Source organism: Streptomyces sp. NPDC002566, assembly GCF_042889585.1.
Classification (GTDB): Bacteria; Actinomycetota; Actinomycetes; order Streptomycetales; family Streptomycetaceae; genus Streptomyces.
Map to the genome: position 1 here is coordinate 1,251,593 of NZ_JBIARD010000002.1, position 19,004 is coordinate 1,270,596.

The following is a 19,004-nucleotide window of genomic DNA, read 5'->3' on the forward strand; positions in this document are numbered from 1 at the left end:
TTTTTCCCGCCCCATCCGCCGCCCCCCGCATCTGGCGCCCCCGCGGAGCCGTGAGAGGACGAAGCCGCACCGGAGCGCTCCGGTGCGGCTTCGTCCTCTCACGGTTCCGCGCGGACGTCCCGTAAGGATGGCCCCCGGCGGGGGCTAGCCGTGTCACCCGCTATCACACAGCTATCACGAACTGGGCGGACCCTCCCGGACCCGGGAGCCTTGACCTGCGAATTGCTGCCCTGCGCCAGTCGCATGAGGGCTTCAGCATGCAGGGCGGTATCGGTCCGTGCCACTCTCTGCGCCGTGAGGGCAAGCGGCCGTCGCCGGGCCCGCCCGCTGCACGCCGCCGAACAGCCGCCTCGGGCAAGGGTTTCACTCATCGGTGCCGACCATGGCTTCACTCACCGTAGTTGCGGCGGCGCTTCAGACCGACACGCTGCCCCGTTGCCGCTACCCCAGCAGCACGGCCGGCTCTGGGGAGAATCTGGGGAGTATGGACGCCGCTGGGGAGCGCGTGGGGAGTGTCGGCTGCATAACGCGGCACGAAACTGAAAGACACTGAAACACGCATAAGTGCAGGTCAGCGATGCCCATGGCCACATGGGCGCAGGTCAGCGGCCCCTAGGTGGACAGCTTCATGACGGAGGTGTCAGGACCTCAGGAACTGGGCCGTGCCCAGGACGATCAGTGCCCGCCAATGCCCCACGGTGCCCACCTCCGAGTCGGCCCGGGACGCCGGTGGGCATCGTTCGGGCAGCGACCACCACCCACCCGGGCGCCTCCTCCATACCAGCTCAGAAGGCTGTTGGGTGCCTCACCCGCTACGGGCGACCCTGCTTCCGGAAGGACGGATCAAGAAGATCGGCACCGGCTCGGGCCTGAACGGTCCAGAGCAGGTACTTCTCTCCGGCCACAGCCTCACCCAGTTCCTGAGCGCGCTGCGCGAGGCCGGCCCGCTCCAGGTCACCCCGAGGCCAGCTGCTCCGCTATCTCCGCGATCCAGCCGGAGGTCTTCGCAGGGTCGTTGAGCGTCTCGGCCCAGGCGTCCGGCTCCAGCTTGTGCTTGGCGGGGCCGCATTTGAGAGCGATGAGCAGGGACCTGGCGGACTCCCGCATCTCGGCCGTGGTGTTCCCGGAGATGTCGGGGCCCGCCGCCAGGGCGTAGATCTCACGCGCCATGGCCTGACGTTCGCCCTTCGACACCTTCTTCCAGAACTTCAACGCGTGCTTCAGCGACTCCCTGCGGGAGGCGGCCTCCGCCGGGGTCTCGCCCTGCAGCGCCCAGCGCTCGGGGTGGTGGACCTCCTCGTAGCGCTTCGTGGCGGCGCGGAGCGCCTTGTACATGGTGACGCCGAGGACGAGACCGGCCCCGGCCCCGGCGAGGCCCCATCCGACCGGGTTGCTCGCCAGCCCGGCTGTTCCCGCTGCGACCGCCGTCACGACGCCGGCCGCGGCCTTGACGGACTCGCCCCCGCCGCCGGCCGTCTCCTTGCCGATCTTGGTGAGCTGCTTCTTCTTCGCGTACTGCTGCACCTTGCTCAGCTTTTCCACGTCGTTTTCGGCGCGCTGGAAGTTCTCGGCGGCGTCACGGGCTTCACCCATCGCCTCCCAGGCGGCGTCGATGGCCTCGGAAACGAGCTCCAGCCGTCCCGGGCCCTCATGCTTCCAGTAGGCGTCCAGCGCGACGTAAGCCTCTGCCGCGGCCCAGCCGGCCTGCTCCTGCGACTCGTTCAGCCGTGCCAGTGACCCCGCATGGACGAGGTGCGGATCTCCCAGGTTTTTGACCTGCTTGTACTTGCTGGCTGCTCCCCCGATGCGAAAGGCGGACCGCATCGCCTTGATCGCGCCGACGGAAGCGCTGGCGATACCGCTCGCCTCGGATGCCACCGCGGCGTCCGCCGCCTTCTGGATCTTGGTCACCTCCTTCGCGATGGCGGCGCTGTAGCTTCCCGAACTGGCGGCGCCGACGACCGTGTCGGCCCCCTTGGTCTTGGCCTTCTTCGTCGCCGTGTGGTGGTTGGCCCCGGTCTCGTGCTTCTTGGCGCCCTTCATGTTCTTGTACGCGTCCATGCCACTGACCACGGTGCCGGCGGCCTCCGTGAGGAGGTTGCCCGACGCTGCGGAGGCCCCCGAGGCGGCGGCGGAGTGCTTGAGGCCCTCGTTGGCCGCGGCGGCGGCCTGCTGGGTCAAGGCCGCGTTGGTGGGGGTCTGGAAGCCCTTGACGAAGGTGTCGATGGGTTCGAGATTCTTCTTGAACCTGTCGAGGAGCGCGGCGATCCGGTCGCGGTAGTTCTTCTTCGCCGCGGGGGACGCGTCGCCGTTCGCCGCCGTAGTCCCTCTCTCGGTGTCCCGGACGCGCTGCACCGCCGCGGTCGTGGCCCGGTTGCCGGCACGGGACTGCATCTCCAGGAGGGCGCGCTCCGGCGAGCGTGCGGACGTACTCCCGGTGCGGCTCCCTCCCTCACGGTGCCGGGCTGACGTCAGGACGGCTGCGGACTGCCGTGCCGAGGTGCGGTGGATCGGCGTGCTCATGGATGTACGTCTCCTGTACCTGGCCGGGCGCGGCGAAGGTAGCCAGACCTGACCAACAGGAGGGGTACGGCGGGGAAATTCCCCAGGGACGATGTGGGGCGCGTGCGGTGGATCCGACCGGTCGGCCGACGAGTCCCGCCACGGCCGGAACTCTGTCCAGCAGGGGCATCAACTGCGTGGCGTCGCCTGGATGGTCACCGGGCGACTCAGGCACGGCAGCTGTAAGTCCCTTGCACGGCACGGCCCGACGGCGCGTGGTGGGTCGTTCAGTTCACAAGAGGCCCAGTTCCCTGGCGCGGCGGACGGCGTCGTTGCGGCGGTTCACCGACAGCTTGCGGTAGGCGCTCTTGAGGTGGGTCTTGACCGTGTTCACCGAGACGTACAGGTCGCCGGCGATCTCCTCCGTGGACATCATCTGGGCGAGCCGCGCCAGCACGTCGCGTTCCCTGCCGCTGAGTTCCTCCACGACGGGCGGCCGGTCGGCGTCGTCCGGGGGTGTGCTCGCGCTCGCGGGGAGGAGCCAGCCCGCCGCATACGGCCGCAGGGTCGCCGAGTTGAGATGGGGCCGGATCCACGGCCCGGCCTCCAGGAAGGGGCGGCGCAGCAGTTCACGGCGGGCCTCGCGGAGGGCCTGGGCCACGAGCCTGCACGCTCTCGCGGAGTCGCCGGCCGCGTCGGCGGCCTGAGCTCTGACCAGGGTGGCCCGTACGGTCACGGCGGGGCCGAAGCCGTCCTCGGGGCGCAGTCCGTCGAGCAGGTCCGCCGCGGCCGCGGGCCGGCCCGCGGCGAGCAGGGACCGTGCCGCCTGCACGGTGCAGGCCGGCTGGTCGCCGGAGACCGCGAGCAGCAGTTCGGCGGCGGCGTCCGGCCGCCCCTCGGCCAGGTGCGCGGCGGCGACGACGAGCGCCCGCTGCGCTTCCGCCCAGGGGGATGCCGCTTCGGCCCGGACGGCTGACTCCACCGCCTGGAGCGCGGCCCGGGCGTCGCCGCGCGCGAGACGCAGACGGGCGGTGACGGCGGCGCGGCAGGACGTCATGACGGGGTCCCGCAATGCGGGGTGCGCCTCGCCCGTCGCGTCGAGCAGCGCCTGAGCGCGGGCCGGTTCGCCGCGCTCCACGGCGACGGCGGCGAGGACCAGTCGCCCCATGCCGGAGCCGGCCGGCTGGGGCAGGCCGAAGCGCTCCGTCTCGGCCAGTGCCGCCCTGGCCCTGCGTTCGGCCCTGCCGGGCCAGCCGTTCAGGTGGTCGATCAGGGCGAGGCGGCCGAGGGCGTCCTCACGTGGGAGCGCCGTCGAGGCGCCGCCGGGCGCGCCGGCCGCCGCGGCGAGGGCGTCGCGGGCGGCGTCGTAGTCGCCGGCCCACAGCCGCGCCGAGCCCAGGTGGGTCAGCAGGAGTGCGAAGAGTTCGGGATGTCTGTCCAGGAGCGGGCCGCGGACCTTCGTCCGCAGTTCCCCCGCTTCCTCCCCCGCCGCCTCGGCCCTGTCGGGTGAGCCGGTCAGCCGGGCGGCCAGCGCTTCGAGGAGGGCGCAGCCGAGCCGGGCGGCCGCCGACTCGGACGGGTCGAGCGCGGGGTGTTCCGCCTCGTACGGCGCTCCGGCGGCCCGGTGTTCCGCAGGCGGGGCTTCCCGCGTGAGGCCGCGCCGGGCACGGTCGAGGTGGGGCAGACCTGCGTCGAGGTCGCCGCGGGCGAGCTCGCGGGCCGCCCGGACGAGGTCGGTGGCCGTGCTCCTGACCCCGGGGTCCATCCGGGAGAACAGCTCGGCCAGGTCGTCGGAGCGCAGGCCGGTGAAGAACTGGCCGAGGGCGAGGTCGTCGACCAGGGCCCGCGCGCTGAACTCCCAGTCCCCCGCGGCCGCACCGTGGGTGAGGGTCTCGGTGAGGTGTCCGCAGCGGCGGAGCCATCGCGCGGCCCGCTGGTGCAGCACGGGCTCCAGGCCCGGGGAGCGCACCCGCAGATGGGCCCGGAGGATCTCCCCGAACAGGGGGTGGAGACGGTACGAGGCGTGTCCGAGATGCTCCACGAACGCGTTCTCCCGCTCCAGCGCGCTCAGGATGGGCTCGGCGTCGCCGCGGTGTGTCAGCGCGTTCGCGAGCTGCGGGTCGAAACGGTCGAGCACGCTCACCCGCAGCAGCAGGTCCTGGGTCTCGGCGCTCTGCCGCTTGAGCACCTCCGCGAGCAGGAAGTCCGCGACGGGGCTGCGGTCGGCTTCGAACTCCTTGAGGTAGGTGTGCGGATCGGGGCTCTCCAGCGCCGCCATGGCGCACAGTCTCAGCCCCGCGGCCCAGCCACCGGTCCGCTCCACCAGCGTGCGCGCCGCGTGCTCCGGCAGCCGCAGCCCGTGCAGGGCCAGCATCTCGGCCGTCTCCTGCGGGGTGAACGCCAGCTCCCCGCCCCTGATCTCGGTCAGTTCCCCCGCCGCCCGGTAGCGGTGCAGCGGCAGCAGCGGTTCGTTGCGTGTGACCAGGACGAGCCGCAGGCCGCGCCCCGCGTGGTGCAGGACGAACTCCAGCTGCTCCGCGATCTCCGGGTCGGTGACCCGGTCGTACTCGTCGAGCACCACGGTCACCGGCCGCTCCCGGGCGCTGAGTCCGGCGGCGAGCCGCGTCAGCAGCGTGTGGGGCACGCGGCTCGGGTCCGCCGGGCAGCCGACGTCGGCGGGCATCTCCGGCACGGAGGAGCGCAGCGCCTGGAGGAGGTACGCCCAGAACATGCCCGGGCCCTGGTCCGCCTCGTCGGTGGTGAGCCAGGCGAGGCACTCCGGCCGCTCCGCGGCCCAGTCGGCGACCAGCAGGGTCTTGCCCGCCCCCGCGGCGCCGTTGACCATGGTCAGCGGCGTGTCCAGCGCCTGGTCGAGATGCTTGACCAGCCGCTCGCGCCGCAGGAAGATCAGCGGCCGTGCCGGGACGGCGAACCGTGTGGGCAGATAGGGGTCTCCCAGCGGGTCGGCGTACGGCGGCGTCGACCGCGTACCGCTCTCACCGCTCTCCTCCAGCTCAGCCATGGCGTTCACCGCCCCTGGTCGTCAGGTCGTGGGCAGCGGTGCTCCCAGGATCCCAGCATCCGGCCGACACCGCGCTACCGCGGGCAACGGCGCAGGTCAGACCGGGTGAGATCAGGCCGGTCCGGACTCGGCGGGTGCCGCCCCGAGGGCAGTCAGGTGCTCGCGGTACCACCTCGCCGACCCCGCGAGCCTGGCCAGCGGGCCGGGGCCCGGCGTTTCCCGGGTCAGCTTCCATATGTCGTCGGACCGGTACCAGTGGTCCCGGCCGACCAGCGCGAACTGGCGTTCAGAGGCGCGGCCGGGGGTGGCCCGCAGGCGTTCGAGGCACCTGGGCCACGGCCAGTCGGCGGACGGGCGGGGCGGCAGGACGTCGTAGGCGGCCAGCCGCGCCAGCAGGTCGCCGGTGCGGACGGGATCCGGGTGGCCCACGTGGTACACGCCGGGCGGACCCTCGTGCGGGCCGACGGCGATCGCGGCGATCAGCCGGGCGAGGTCGCCGACGTCCACCACGGACAGCAGCGCGCGCCCGCCGTCCCACTCGGCGGGCACCCGCTCGACGAGTTCCCGCAGCCCGGGGACGACCCAGCGGTCCCCCTCGCCCAGCACGATCCCGGGCCGCAGCACCACGGCGCCCGCCTCCCGGGCGTAGGCCTCCCCTGCCAGTCTGGTCCTGCTCGCCGCGGAGACCGGCTCGGCGGGCACCTCGTCGACGGCGACGCCCCGGTGCGGGCCGGCGCCGTAGACCGCGGCCGTCGACAGGTGGACCACCCGGCGGACGCCGGCGCGCGCGGCCTCCGCCATCAGGGCCCGGGTGCCGTCCACGTTGACCGCCTCGCACCGCCGCTCGTCACCGCCGATGTACGAGGCGAGGTGGACCAGCGTCCGCGCTCCCTCGCACAGCCCGCGCAGCCCGGCCGGATCGGTCACGTCCCCGTGGAACCACTCGACGGGCAGGGCCGCCGCGCCCTCGGGGAGCCGGCGCACCAGCGCTCTCACGCGGGGCCGGCCTGGGCCGGCCGGCAGCGCGGACAGCGCCCGCAGCGTGTGCGAGCCGATGAAACCGGTCGCGCCGGTCAGCACGACGGTGCCGACCCCGCCGTCGCCTCCGCCGGCCGCCTCAGTCCCGCCTGCCCCGGTCCCGGCCGCCCCGGCTGTCCCGCCGGTGTCCCCGCCCGTCATGCCGTTCACTGCCGCCCCCATGCCGCTCCCCCTCGCCTTCCCGCCACCCCGCCGTTACGGTCGTACCGCCGCCGTACGCTCGGGCCGCCCCGTCTTCGTCTTCAGCCGTCTCCGTCTCTGGCCGTCTTCCGCTCGAACGTCCCGGCTCGAGCGGATGGTTCCGCCGCCGGGTCATGCGATCGGGTGAAAACGGTCCAGGCGTCGCCGATTGGCCTTGGTCCGCCGCTCATCCCGCCCCCTACCGTCAGCCGCATGCGCATTCGAATCGTCGACGCCTTCGCCGACCGCCCCTTCACCGGGAACCCCGCCGGAGTCCTCCTGCTCGACGCCTTCCCGGGCGACGACTGGCTCCAGGACGTGGCCATGGAGCTCAACCACGCCGAGACGGCGTTCGCACATCCGCTGCCCGCGGGCGGTGAGGCGGACTGGGCGCTGCGATGGTTCACGCCCGTCGCCGAGGTGGCGATGTGCGGCCACGCCACACTCGCCACCGCGCACGTCCTGCACTCCACGCGCGCGCACGAGGGCCCGGTGCGGTTCGCGACGCGCAGCGGCGTCCTCGCCGCGACGCCCGCGGAGGACGGCTCGATCACCCTGGACTTCCCGACCGCGCCGCTCACGCGCGTGGAGATCGCGGAAGGCGTCGGCGAGGCTCTCGGCGCACGACCGCTCGCCGCGTTCGACACGGGGCCGAACGTAGGGGACCTGCTGGTCGAGCTCGCCGACGAGAAGACGGTCCACGCGCTCGCCCCCGACCTCAGGTCGCTCGGCGCGCACTCCGCGCGCGGGGTGATCGCCACGGCCCGAGCCGAAGATCCCGAGCGCGGCTACGACTTCGTCTCCCGCTGCTTCTTCCCGAACGTCGGTATCGACGAGGATCCGGTCACCGGCAGCGCCCACACCGCCCTGGCGCCCTACTGGTCCGAGCGGCTGGGCCGCCCCGAGCTCACCGGTCTTCAGGCCTCGCGCCGCTCCGGTCTCGTACGCACGAGCCTGCGCGGCGAGCGCACCTTGCTGAGCGGCCGCGCGGTCACCGTCATCGAGGGCGACCTGCTGGCCCCAGAACCCGCCCGCTGACCGCGACCCGCGCCCACCGAGGCGCCGCACGACATCGGGCGCGCCTCATGCCACCGGCAGCCACGACACCTTCCCCGCCAGCAGCGCGTAGCCGACGAACGCACCGATGTCGAGCAGTGAGTGCGCCACCACCAGGGGGCCGACGCGGCCCCACCGCCGGTACAGGAACACGAACACCACGCCCATCACCATGTTGCCGACGAAGCCGCCGATGCCCTGGTAGAGGTGGTACGAGCCGCGCAGTACGGAACTGGCCGCCAGCGACCCCGTCGGGCTCCAGCCCAACTGGTCGAGCCGGCGCAGCAGATAGCCGACGACGATGACCTCTTCCAGGATGGCGTTCTGCATGGCGGAAAGGATCAGCACCGGGAACTTCCACCACACGTCCGGCAGCGCCTCCGGCACCACCGTGAGGTTGAAGCCGAGTTGCCGCGCCGCGAGGTAGAACGCGATGCCGGTGCTGCCGATCCCTGCCGCGACGGCGGCGCCCCGGCCGAGGTCCGGCCACGGCCGGGTACGGTCGAAGCCGAGGGTGCGCAGTCCCTGGCCCTCGCGCATCAGGAGGTGCGCGACGAGGGCGACGGGGATCAGCGCCGTGGTGATCCCGAAGAGCTGCCAGGCGAGATCGAGCCAGGGGCGGCCCGGCGCGGCCGAGGCGTTGAGGGTCGCGGCCTGGTCCTTCAGGCCTCCGGGTTTCGTGACCGACCCGACAAAGCTGATCAGTGCGGACACTCCGCTCGCACCGAGCGAAAGCCCCAGGACGAGCAGCGTCTCGTCCCGGAGCATCCGTCGTGTGAGCGGCTGTTGGGGAAAGGAACCGGCCACCGCGCCCGTCTCCACCTGCACACCTGCCTCCAGTTGCGTACGGGGGCGCATCACCGCCTCGCACGCCATGCCGCCGGACGGGACCGGCGCTCAGGTCGACAGGGAGGGTCACCACCGCCATGGGACGTCACAGCTTGCCCGATCAGTACGGGGCGGGCGGCAGCGACCCCCGTGTTTGCGCGCAGGTGGCGAAGGCGCCGGGCGGGCCGGCGAAGACGTACACCTGGGTGGAGTCGGCGAGCGCGGTGTGGGACGACGGGGCACAGCCGGCCATGGCGCATCAGGCGCGCAACACGAGCGGGCTGTCGGCGCTGACGTGCTCCACGCGCCGTCGCCCTACGCGGACGACGCGGACCACAGGGACGCCGGGCAGCCGCGCCCCGACGGAGGCGGAAGGCCGACCGTGCGAGCCCCCGCAGTCCACAGCCGTGTGGAGACCGCACTCCACCCAGGGGCGTGGGGAACAGCGCGGTCGGCCTCCCATGCGGCAGCCGCACCCCGCCCGGCGGCCCGCCGCGCCGGGCGGCGTCAGCCCGTCATCCCGCCGGCACTGGCTCCGGCAAGCCCACCGGCCAGGTGTGCGCCGGCTCCCCCTGGTGGGACAGTTCGGCGTAGCGGCGGGTGGTGGCCGCGAGGGCAGCCTCGCGGGACATGCCGGCCTCGAGCGCCCGGTGGAAGGTCTCCACCTGCCAGCTCGCCCCGTTGGTGCGCCGTCGGCACCGCTCCTCGATGATGCCGAGGTAGTGGTCGCGGTCGGCGGGCTCCACTCCCCACGCGTCCAGTCCGGCCTCGGCCAGCGGCAGCAGCTCCTCGCGGACGAGGCTCACCACGTCGACCTCGGCCGTGCCGCCGAGCCGCCCGCGCCGCGGCCACTGGAGCCGGGCGTCGATGCCGTACCGGCAGGCGGTGTCGAAGTTGGCGGCGGCGGTCTCGAACGGCATACGCGTCCACACCGGCCGGGAGTCCTCGGCGAGGGCGCGGACGAGGCCGTAGTAGAAGGCCGCGTTCGCGACCACGTCGGAGACGGTGGGCCCGGCGGGCAGCACCCGGTTCTCCACCCGCAGGTGCGGGAGGCCGTCGGCGATGCCGTAGACGGGCCGGTTCCAGCGGTAGACGGTGCCGTTGTGCAGGACGAGCTCGGCGAGCTTGGGGACGCCGCCGGCGTCCAGGACCTCCAGCGGGTCCTCGTCGTCGCAGATCGGCAGCAGCGCCGGGAAGTAGCGCAGGTTCTCCTCGAACAGTTCGTACGCCGAGCTGATCCACCGCTCCCCGAACCAGGTCCGCGGTCGCACGCCCTGCGCCTGGAGCTCCGGCGGGCGGGTGTCGGTGGCCTGCTGGAAGACCGGCGGGCGGGACTCGCGCCACAGTTCGCGGCCGAAGAGGAACGGTGAGTTGGCGCCGACGGCCACCTGGACGGCGGCGACGGCCTGGGCCGCGTTCCACACGTCGGGGAACCGGGACGGCGTCACCTGGAGGTGCAACTGCACGGAGGTGCAGGCCGCCTCGGGGACGATCGACTTCGACGTGCACGACAACTGCTCGACGCCGTCGATGTCGAGGGCGAACTCCTCACCGCGGGCCGCGACGATCTGGTCGTTGAGAAGCGTGTAGCGGTCGACGTCGGAAAGGTTGGAAGTGACGAGGTCGTCACGGTCCAGAGTCGGCAGAATGCCGATCATCACGATTCCCGCGTCGACCTCTCCCGCCTTTCGGTGGGCATATGCCAGCGACGTACGGAGTTCCTCGGCAAGCCGGTCGAATACCCTCCCGCCCAACCGGTGGGGAGCTATGTTCACTTCCAGGTTGAACATGGCGAGTTCTGTTTGGAAATCACGGCTGGCGATCCTCTCCAGCACTTCCCCATTCAGCATTTTCGGCAGCCCGTCGGCACCCGCGAGATTCAGTTCGATCTCGAGCCCCATGAGGTTCTTGGGGCGGTCGAAGCGCTGCTGAGCCAGGAGCCGCTCCAGCCCCGTGAGGCACTGCCGCAGCTTGTCGCGGTAGCGCTGCCGATCGGACAGGTCGAACCCGCCTGCCACGACCTTCTCCCCCATCGAAGCTTCCCTCCTCGCGTGGCGGGCCGGTGGTCCGGCCGCCGGTTGTCCCGGGGTCACGTGGGATGATGCCCAGCCTTCCCGATCGATAACGTCCCCGCCGGGCCGCGCCGACCGCTAACCTGAGCGGAGGTGACCGGAGGCACATTCACGGGGCATGCGGCAGAACGCTGTTTCAGCGTCGTTTCATCACCGGCTCCCCGGATGAACAACTCGTGAAAAACGACGACACGAATAGGCCGACCGCGCCGTCGCCATATCCCGAGGTCACAGCCCCGCGCCCTGCTCTGAATCGGGATGATTCACGCGTACTGTCGACCGAATAGACTCTTGCCGGGTGCCCCGGGACCGGCTAGTCGAAACACAGTGTGAACACGTGTCGTATAAACTCCGCGGACAAGGCAGAGAAGGTGGGCGCCCTCGGTCGAAGGAGCCTGTCGTTCCGTCGTGGCGACGGACGGCAGGCCGCACGTGTCTCCGGTTCCCTCACCCCGGCCACCACCTCTGTGACCTTCCCTGAGAGCTGACAGCGCCGTCCGCCCCCGCCCTCGCGCCACCGTGCCTGTCGAATGAGAGGCGACCCACCATGCCGCTGCATGTCCCCCCGGCTCCCGCGCCCGCCCTGCGCTCCGTCCTCACAGCCCTTGCCTCGCCCACCGCGGTCAGTGAGGCGAGGACCCCCTCCCTGCGCGACGCCGAGGGGCCGGCCGTACCCGAACTCCCCCTGCCCCTGCATGTGCTGGACCGGATCACCCCCGAGGGCGTGTCAGCGACCCGGCTGGCCGGCTGGCGGTTCCTGATCCGCTGCGGCGACCGGGCGGTGGCCGCGGCCGAGACCCGGCTCACGGCGGACGGCTGGGCGTTCTCGCACTTCTTCGAGGGCCCGTACATCGCCTCCACCGAACGGGCCCTGCGGCAGGCCGAGTCGACGCCCCAGCCGTACCAGGCGAGACTGCTGTCCGTGCCCGGCCTGTACATGCTCACCCTGTGGCTGCACGGCGACTGCGCCTCCGACGGCGTCACCGGGCACCCCGCGGCGACCGATCTGCTGGTGCCGCTGGCCCCCGCGCCGCCCGGGATCGCCGCCCACCGACCGCACCGGGTCGCCGAGTTGCTGCCGGTGCTGACCCTGCGGGTGACCCCGCCGACCCCCCTGCTCGGCTCCCCCGCCCCGGCCTGACCCCCCGACCACCTCGCCGTGCCCCGCCCCCACGCCCCGGGGGTGGGGCACGGCACTGCTGTGATCAGCACGCCTGGCCCCATCGGGCCACCGGAAACCACCCGAAGGGACGGTGCGGTGGGGATGAACCGCCCGCGTGGGTGATGCGTCATGAACCTGTGAGAGGCGGTGCAGCGAAATCCCTGCGGATCGACGCCCGTGGGGCAACACTGGGTTCCGACCGACTTATCACAACGGGGGGCGGCCTTGAACGACATTTCACGCCGCGGGACAGACGCGACACACTGGACCGACGCGATACACGCGACAGACACCTCACATCTCACGCCAGAGCGAAAGATCTCCGCCATGTGCCAGCACAAGCCACCGTGCCCGACAGCCGACTCCGCCGACCGGGAATCCGCCCGTCTCCTGGCGCACCACCCGGAGCAGGGCTGGAGCCTGCTGTGCAACGGCGTCCTGCTCTTCGAGGACACCGGTGAGCTTCTGCCCGACGGCCAGATCATCGCGCCGCACCGCCCGCTGGACGCCGGCCGCGTGATCACCGCCGCCTGAGACCTGTCAGGCGGACGAACGCCGGGGCCAGACCCGGAGCCTGTCCGGGCGGCGTCGAGCGACGTCGGCCGGTGTACTGAGGGGCCGGACCGCAGCCGCCGCTGCGCACCGGCCCCGACGCGTGTACGGGGCCGGTCACGCACCGTAGCCGACCGATTCCCCTTCTGCCCGTCTTCCCCCGACCGCCCACTTTCCGGAAGACTCCTGGAAGTTTCGCGGCGGCGCCCGCAGCGGCGCGACGGAGGTGGGGGAAGTGACAACGGACGAGACGGCGCCCGCGCCCCGGGGCAAGGTCACCATCACGGAGATCGCCCGGCGGGCCGGCGTCTCCGTGCCGACGGTGTCCCGGGTGGTCAACGGCCGCTCCGACGTGGCGCCCGAGACCCGGGCCCGGGTCGAGGACCTGCTGCGCCTGCACGGTTACCGCAAGCGTCCCGCCCCCTCCGCCCAGGCCCGCGCCGCCCTGCTCGACCTGGTCTTCAACGACCTCGACAGCCCTTGGGCGGTGGAGATCATCCGCGGTGTGGAGGAGGCCGCGCACGCGGCCGGCGCGGGCACCGTGGTGTCGGCGATCCACGGGCGTTCGGGCGACGCCCGGGAGTGGCTGCGCAACCTGCGCGCCCGCGCCTCCGACGGAGTCATCCTCGTCACCTCGGCCCTGGAGCCCACTCTTCACGAGCAGTTGCGCATCCTGGGGGTGCCGCTCGTGGTGGTCGATCCGACCGGCTCCCCGGCCTTCGACACCCCCACCATCGGCGCCGCCAACTGGTCGGGCGGCCTGGCCGCGACCGAGCATCTGCTCTCCCTCGGCCACCGCAGGATCGGCCTGATCGCCGGTCCGCCCCGACTGCTGTGCTCCCGCGCCCGGTTCGACGGCTACCGGGCTGCCCTGGAGGCGGCGGGACTCGGCGTCGACGAGTCCCTGGTCGTGACGGGCGACTTCCGCCCCGAGTCGGGGTGCACCGGCTGCACGGCCCTGCTCGACCTGCCCGAGCCGCCGACGGCGCTGTTCGCGGCCAGCGACCAGATGGCCCTCGGCGCGATCGAGGCGCTGCGCCGGCGCGGACTGCGGGTGCCGGAGGACATGAGCGTGGTCGGTTTCGACGACCTGCCTGAAGTGCGCTGGTCCGCACCGCCGTTGACCACCGTGCGGCAGCCCCTGGCCGACATGGGCACCCTGGCCGTGCGCACGGTGCTGCGCCTGGCCCGCGGCGAGCACCCGGACTCGCCGCGGGTGGAGCTGGGCACGGAGCTGGTGGTGCGCTCCAGCACCGCACCGCCGGCTACGGCACGGTGAAAGCCCCGTCGAAGTAAGCCCTTTGAGGAGTCTCAGCGCCGCTTCAGCGCCTCCCGGATCGCGTGGTACGCCGGCTTCGGCGCGAACTGCTCGTCCCACGGCAGGGCCGCCCCCTCGCCGGGGAAGAACGCCGGGATCCACGAGTACTTGTCGGTCCAGTCCCATACGGTGATGCCGACGCACCGCCGCACCGCGAGGCACGCCTTCGTCATGTCCCGGTACCAGTCGGCCTGTTGCGCCAGCTTCTCCTCCGTGGCGGGCAGCAGCATCCGTACGTCGACCTCGGTGAGCGCGGTGTCCAGGCCGAGCCGGGCGAAGCGGCGGAGGTTGTCCTCCAAGGTGGTCGGATAGCCGTACTGGAGCGCCAGGTGCGCCTGGAGGCCGAAGCCGTGGAGCGGGACGCGCTGGGCCTTGAGCTGCTTGGCGAGGGCGTAGTAGGCGTCGCTCTTCGGCCCGACGGCCTCGACGTTGTAGTCGTTGACGTAGAGCTTGGCCTTCGGGTCGGCCTCGTGGGCCCAGCGCAGCGCGTCGGCGATGTAGTCGGGGCCGAGCGTCTTGTAGAAGAGCGACTCGCGCCAGGTGCCGTCCTCGTTGAAGGCCTCGTTCACGACGTCCCAGGCGTAGACCTTGCCCCGGTAGTGGCGCACCTCGGTCTGGATGTGGTTCTTCAGCACGGCCCGCAGCTCGTCGGCCGTCCACTGCCGGCTCGTCAGCCAGCCGGGCAGCTGGCTGTGCCAGACGAGGGTGTGGCCGCGCACCTTCTGCCGGTTGGCGCGGGCGAACTCCACGACCTCGTCGCCCTTGGAGAAGTGGAAGACGCCTTGCCGGGGTTCGGTGGCCTCCCACTTCATGCCGTTGCCGGGGGTGATCATGCCGAACTCGTGGCCGAGGATCTTCGTGTAGGCGGTGTCGGTGAGCTCGGGGTTGTCGGTGGCGCTGCCGAAGTAGCGGCCGTGGCGCTGCGCCAGGTCGCCGAGGGTCTTCGCGCGGTGCTGCTCGCCCGCCTGAGCGGCGGGGCCGCCGGCGGTTCCGGCGGCGACGAGCAGGGCGGCGAGGGCCCCGGCGAATCCGAGCCGGAGACGGGAGGGGCGGGTGGTGCTGGGCATGGTGCGACTCCTCACGGTGCGGGGTGTGGGTGAGCCGTACGACGGTGCTGGTGCCGTGCGCGCGCGGGCGGCCGTCATCCCTTGGTGGCGCCGGCGGTGAGCCCGCCGACGAGCTGGCGCTCGGCGACGGAGTAGAGGGCCAGGGCCGGGACCATGGCGAGGACCAGATAGGCGAAGACACGGGCGTACTCCGCCGAGTACTGGCCCTGGAACTGCTGGACGCCGATCGGGATCGTCCACCAGGTGGAGTCGGTGAACACCAGCAGCGGCAGGAGGAAGTTGTTCCAGCTGCCGACCACGGCGAGGACGGAGACCGTGCCGAGCGCGGGGCGGGCCATGGGCAGCAGGATCCGCCAGAAGAAGCCGAGCGGGCCGCAGCCGTCGATGGTGGCCGCCTCCTCCAGTTCGGCCGGGATCTCCCGGAAGAAGCCGCGCAGGATCACGATGGTCATCGGCAGCCCGAACGCGGCCTGCGGCAGGATCACGCCGAGGGGGTTGTCGAGCAGGTCCAGCGAGCGCAGGAGCAGGAAGAGGGGCAGCGCGGCGACCGCGAAGGGGAACATCAGCCCCATCGTGAACAGGGTGAACAGCGCCTCCCGGCCGCGGAAGGCGAAGCGGGCGAAGGAGAACGCCGCGAGAGCGGACACCGCGACCACGACGAGGGTCGTGCCGACGGCGATCAGGGTGCTGCTGCCGAGCAGCCGCCAGAAGTCGCCGCCGCCCAGGATGTCGGTGTAGTTGGAGGTGACCCAGGTGTCGGGCAGTCCGACGGGGTTGCGGGAGAGCTCGTCGGTGGACTTGAAGCCGGACAGCACGGCGTAGAGAAGGGGCACGACCATCACCGCCGCGACGGCGACGAGGGCGACGTGCAGCGGAAGCGTACGTCCGGACTTGCGGGCGCTCACGAGCCGCCTCCTCGCAGGGTCGTGGTGGCGCCCTCGAGGTCCCGGCGGAGCACGAACCGCTGGTAGGCGAGGGCGAAGACGAGGCAGACGGCGAACATCGCCACGCTGATCGCGCTGGCGTAGCCGACCTGGTAGCGCTTGAAGCCGTACTGGAACATGGTCACGGCCATCGTTTCGGAGTGGTGGTCGGGGCCGCCCGCGGTGGTGACCCAGACCAGGTCGAACAGCTGGATCGCGCCGATGACGGACAGGAAGACGCTGATGCGCAGGGTCGGTCCGAGCAGCGGCAGGGTGATGTGCCGGAACCGCTGCCAGGGCCCGGCCCCGTCGATGAGGGCCGCTTCGGTCAACTCGGCCGGGATGGACTGGAGTCCGGCCAGGTAGAGCATCATGTGGAAGCCGAAGTACTTCCATGTCATGACGAGGAACAGGGTGGCCATGACGGTGGACGGGTCGGCGAACCACTGGCCGCCGGCGCCGTCCAGGCCGACCGCGTCGAGCACCTGGTCGGCGAGGCCGTCGTCCGGGGCGAAGATCATGCCGAACAGCACACCGGTGATCGCCTCGGAGAGGATGTAGGGCGCGAAGAACAGCATCCGGTACACGGCCCGGCCGCGGATGCGCTGGTTGAGGGCGACGGCCAGGGCGAGGGCGAACGGCAGTTGCAGGGCGAGGGAGAGCAGGACCAGGACCAGGCAGCGCCACAGGTCGCCCAGGAACACCGGGTCCTCGAAGAGCCGGGTGAAGTTGTCGGCGCCGACGAAGTCCTCGGGCATGCCGAAGCCGCCCCAGCGGAAGAACGCCGCGTACAGCGCGAACAGCATCGGCAGCAGCACCAGCACGCCGAACAGCACCAGGGCGGGAGCCTGGAGGCCGACGGCGGTCAGCCAGTTGGACGTCCGCCGCCGTGCCCGGCCCCGGGCCGCCGCCTCGGAGGCGGCGGCCGCCGGGCCGTCGTCGGGGCCGTTGCGCTCGCCGGGGCCCTTGCGCTCGTCCGGGAGGAAGGTCGAGGTCATCGCGGCCTACTGCTCTTCCTTCGCGACCTTGGTGATCGACTCCGTGACCTGCTGCGCTGAGCGGGACCCCGCGATGAGGGCGGCGACGCTGTCGTTGACCTCCTGGCCGACGGCGGGCGCGTACGCCTGGTCCAGGTACAGCTGGAAACCGGTGGCCGCCTTCAACTGGGCTTGGACGGCCTTGAGGTTGGGGTCGGCGAGGGCGCTCTCGGCGGCGGGGACGACGGGCAGCGCGCCGGTCTTCTTGACCAGTTCGGTGTCGGTGGCGGCGGAGGCGAAGAACTTCAGGAAGTCGACGGCCGCTTGCGGCGCGCCCGCGCGCAGGGCGTGGCCGCCGCCCCCGCCGAAGACCTCGGTGAGCGCGCCCTTGCCTCCGCCGACCTCCGGGAACGGGAAGAAGCCGAGGTCGGCGCCGAGTCCCTTGCCCGCGTCGGCCTGCACCTGGGGCGCCCACTGACCCATGAGTTCCATCGCGGCCTTGCCGTTGCCGACGGCGGCGGCCTGGCCTGCGGGGGTGGAGTAGGCGGCGCCGAGGAAGCCCTTCTGGAACGGCTGGAGGTCGACGAGTTCCTGGAGGTGCTGCCCGGCCTGGACGAACCCTTCCCCGGTGAAGTCCTTGCTGTCGTTGGCCTTCTGGAGGGCGTCGATCCCGGCGGTGCGCATCGCGAGGTAGGCCCAGTAGTACATGCCGGGCCACTTCTCCTTGCCCGCCAGGGCGAGCGGGGTGATGCCGGCGGCCTTCAACTTCCGTACGGCGTCGAGGAATCCGCTCCAGGTGGTGGGGGGCGCCGCGATGCCGGCCCGCCGGAAGAGGGCCTTGTTGTACCAGAAGCCGATCATGCCGATGTCGAACGGGATGCCGTAGACCTTCTCGTCGACCAGGTAGGGCTTCGTGGCTACCGGGAGCAGCCCCTTGGACCAGTCCTTGGTGCGGTCGGTCAGGTCGTCGACGAGTCCGGCCTCGACCTGCTGCTTGAGGACGCCGCCGCCCCAGGTGTGGAAGATGTCGGGGAGCTTGCCCGAGGCGGTCAGCGCCGTCATCTTCGACTTGTAGGCGTCGTTCTCCAACTGGACTATTTTGACTTTGACTTGGGGATTCTGCTTCTCGAACTGCCGGGCGAGACCGGCCCAGACGTCCTTGGCGGGCTGGGTGGTGGAGATGTTCCACCACTCGATCGTGGTCGTCCCCGACGACCCTGAGTCCGAGCCGCCGCCGCAGGCGCTCAGTGCCGTCATGCCCACACCGGCCGCGGCGGAGGCCGCCAGGAAGCCTCGGCGGGAGAGTGCCGGGTCGCCCATGGTGCGCTCCTTGGGTACGGGACGGCCCCCACGACCGTCCAGCGAGATCGAAAGTTTCGAAGCTGATCCAGAAAGGTTCGCTGCTGCCGCACCCTAGAGACAGGCTCCGACGGGTGGCAACCCCTTGAACACAGCGAATCCGCCGACGGTCGGGACCGTACGGCGGATCATCTCGCTGATCCCGCCGCCGGAGGACGGGATACGAGCCGTGAAGGGCGGTGCGCGAAGCGGGCGAAACATTCGCTCTCTGCGGCGAACTTTCCGATGGGCTCGGGTGCGCCCGGGTGCCCGTGCCTCCCTGACGGGCGGGGTCGTCAGCGGCCTGCGCTCAGCTCCCTGAGCGCGACGTTGAGTTCGAGGACATTGACCCGGGGCTCGCCGATGAAGCCGAGCGTGCGGCCCTGCGTGTGGTCCTTCACCAGCTTCTCGACCCGCGCGACGGGCAGGCCGTTGCGTACGGCCACCCGGGGCGCCTGGAGTTCGGCGTAGGCAGGGGAGATGTCCGGGTCGAGGCCGGAGCCCGAGGAGGTGACGGCGTCGGCGGGCACCTGGGAGGGCCGCACCGGGTTTCCGGGCACCGAGTTGTCCTTGACGACGGCCGCCTTGGCGGACTTCACCCAGTCGATGAGCTCGGGGTCGTCGCCGGACCGGTTGGTCGCGCCGGACAGGATCAGCGTGTACCGCGTGTTGACGCTGTTGACGCCGAGGCCGTTCCGCGGGCGGCCCTGGAACCACTTCAGGTCGGGCGCGGGGGTCTCCTGGCCCTTCGCCAGGGGCAGGTCGTAGGCCTGTCCGATGAGGGAGGAGCCGACGACCCTGCCCTGCGCCGAGAACTCGGAGCCGTCGGCCTTGTCGCGGAACAGGCTCCGGGCGACGCCGGTGACGGCCAGCGGGTAGAGGACGCCCGTCACCAGGGTCAGCACGAGCAGCGCGCGCAGGCCCGCGGCGAGCAACCGGGCTGTGTTGACGAAGGAGTTGTTCATGGCG

At 71.9% G+C, this 19,004-nt stretch carries 15 protein-coding genes; 4 read left to right on the top strand and 11 right to left on the bottom strand.

The annotated features are described in order from the left end of the window. Positions 1 to 954 precede the first annotated feature (954 nt). From ACFYXA_RS12620 to ACFYXA_RS12630, 3 genes are all read right to left on the bottom strand, one after another. A complete protein-coding gene (locus tag ACFYXA_RS12620; RefSeq protein ID WP_389031521.1) occupies positions 955 to 2,523 on the bottom strand; it encodes a hypothetical protein in 1,569 nt (522 codons plus the stop codon). 271 nt (positions 2,524 to 2,794) lie between these two features. Further along, entirely contained in the window at positions 2,795 to 5,524 is a 2,730-nt protein-coding gene (locus ACFYXA_RS12625) for a LuxR C-terminal-related transcriptional regulator (protein WP_389031524.1), read from the bottom strand. A gap of 111 nt (positions 5,525 to 5,635) precedes the next feature. Then, the gene (locus ACFYXA_RS12630; protein WP_389031527.1) at positions 5,636 to 6,724 is read right to left on the bottom strand and encodes an NAD-dependent epimerase/dehydratase family protein; all 1,089 of its coding nucleotides are present in this window, start codon (positions 6,722 to 6,724) and stop codon (positions 5,636 to 5,638) included. Positions 6,725 to 6,955: 231 nt separating this feature from the next. Here ACFYXA_RS12630 and ACFYXA_RS12635 point away from each other — a divergent pair, with 231 nt between their 5' ends. After that, the gene (locus ACFYXA_RS12635) at positions 6,956 to 7,780 is read left to right on the top strand and encodes a PhzF family phenazine biosynthesis protein (RefSeq protein ID WP_389031530.1); all 825 of its coding nucleotides are present in this window, start codon (positions 6,956 to 6,958) and stop codon (positions 7,778 to 7,780) included. 45 nt (positions 7,781 to 7,825) lie between these two features. Here ACFYXA_RS12635 and ACFYXA_RS12640 read toward each other — a convergent pair whose 3' ends face one another. The 3 genes from ACFYXA_RS12640 to ACFYXA_RS12650 all read right to left on the bottom strand — a co-directional run bounded on the left by ACFYXA_RS12640 (position 7,826) and on the right by ACFYXA_RS12650 (position 10,659). Continuing rightward, positions 7,826 to 8,626, bottom strand: coding sequence for a CPBP family intramembrane glutamic endopeptidase (locus ACFYXA_RS12640; protein ID WP_389031729.1), 801 nt, complete (start codon positions 8,624 to 8,626; stop codon positions 7,826 to 7,828). A gap of 121 nt (positions 8,627 to 8,747) precedes the next feature. Beyond that, positions 8,748 to 8,879 carry a hypothetical protein gene (locus tag ACFYXA_RS12645; RefSeq protein WP_389031533.1) on the bottom strand — a complete coding sequence of 44 codons (132 nt, stop codon included), beginning with the start codon at positions 8,877 to 8,879 and terminating at the stop codon, positions 8,748 to 8,750. A gap of 262 nt (positions 8,880 to 9,141) precedes the next feature. Beyond that, positions 9,142 to 10,659, bottom strand: coding sequence for a glutamate-cysteine ligase family protein (locus tag ACFYXA_RS12650; RefSeq protein ID WP_352252079.1), 1,518 nt, complete (start codon positions 10,657 to 10,659; stop codon positions 9,142 to 9,144). A gap of 586 nt (positions 10,660 to 11,245) precedes the next feature. On the opposite strand from ACFYXA_RS12650, the gene ACFYXA_RS12655 reads away from it, so the two are divergent. The 3 genes from ACFYXA_RS12655 (at position 11,246) to ACFYXA_RS12665 (ending at position 13,691) form a co-directional block, all read left to right on the top strand. After that, positions 11,246 to 11,839, top strand: coding sequence for a hypothetical protein (locus ACFYXA_RS12655; protein ID WP_352252081.1), 594 nt, complete (start codon positions 11,246 to 11,248; stop codon positions 11,837 to 11,839). A gap of 348 nt (positions 11,840 to 12,187) precedes the next feature. After that, complete coding sequence (locus ACFYXA_RS12660) at positions 12,188 to 12,394, top strand: DUF5999 family protein (protein WP_352252083.1); 207 nt, start codon at positions 12,188 to 12,190, stop codon at positions 12,392 to 12,394. A 253-nt stretch (positions 12,395 to 12,647) separates the two neighbouring features. After that, entirely contained in the window at positions 12,648 to 13,691 is a 1,044-nt protein-coding gene (locus ACFYXA_RS12665) for a LacI family DNA-binding transcriptional regulator (RefSeq protein ID WP_389031538.1), read from the top strand. Positions 13,692 to 13,723: 32 nt separating this feature from the next. Here ACFYXA_RS12665 and ACFYXA_RS12670 read toward each other — a convergent pair whose 3' ends face one another. From ACFYXA_RS12670 to ACFYXA_RS12690, 5 genes are all read right to left on the bottom strand, one after another. After that, a complete protein-coding gene (locus tag ACFYXA_RS12670) occupies positions 13,724 to 14,797 on the bottom strand; it encodes an endo-1,4-beta-xylanase (RefSeq protein ID WP_389031541.1) in 1,074 nt (357 codons plus the stop codon). Between the two features lie 74 nt (positions 14,798 to 14,871). Further along, complete coding sequence (locus ACFYXA_RS12675; RefSeq protein ID WP_388485040.1) at positions 14,872 to 15,636, bottom strand: carbohydrate ABC transporter permease; 765 nt, start codon at positions 15,634 to 15,636, stop codon at positions 14,872 to 14,874. Between the two features lie 62 nt (positions 15,637 to 15,698). Continuing rightward, positions 15,699 to 16,718: a carbohydrate ABC transporter permease gene (locus ACFYXA_RS12680; protein WP_389031544.1), complete on the bottom strand. Its 1,020-nt coding sequence runs from the start codon at positions 16,716 to 16,718 to the stop codon at positions 15,699 to 15,701. 6 nt (positions 16,719 to 16,724) lie between these two features. After that, entirely contained in the window at positions 16,725 to 18,017 is a 1,293-nt protein-coding gene (locus ACFYXA_RS12685) for an extracellular solute-binding protein (RefSeq protein ID WP_352252089.1), read from the bottom strand. A 314-nt stretch (positions 18,018 to 18,331) separates the two neighbouring features. Beyond that, positions 18,332 to 19,000 carry a potassium-transporting ATPase subunit C gene (locus tag ACFYXA_RS12690; protein ID WP_389031548.1) on the bottom strand — a complete coding sequence of 223 codons (669 nt, stop codon included), beginning with the start codon at positions 18,998 to 19,000 and terminating at the stop codon, positions 18,332 to 18,334. Positions 19,001 to 19,004: the final 4 nt, after the last annotated feature.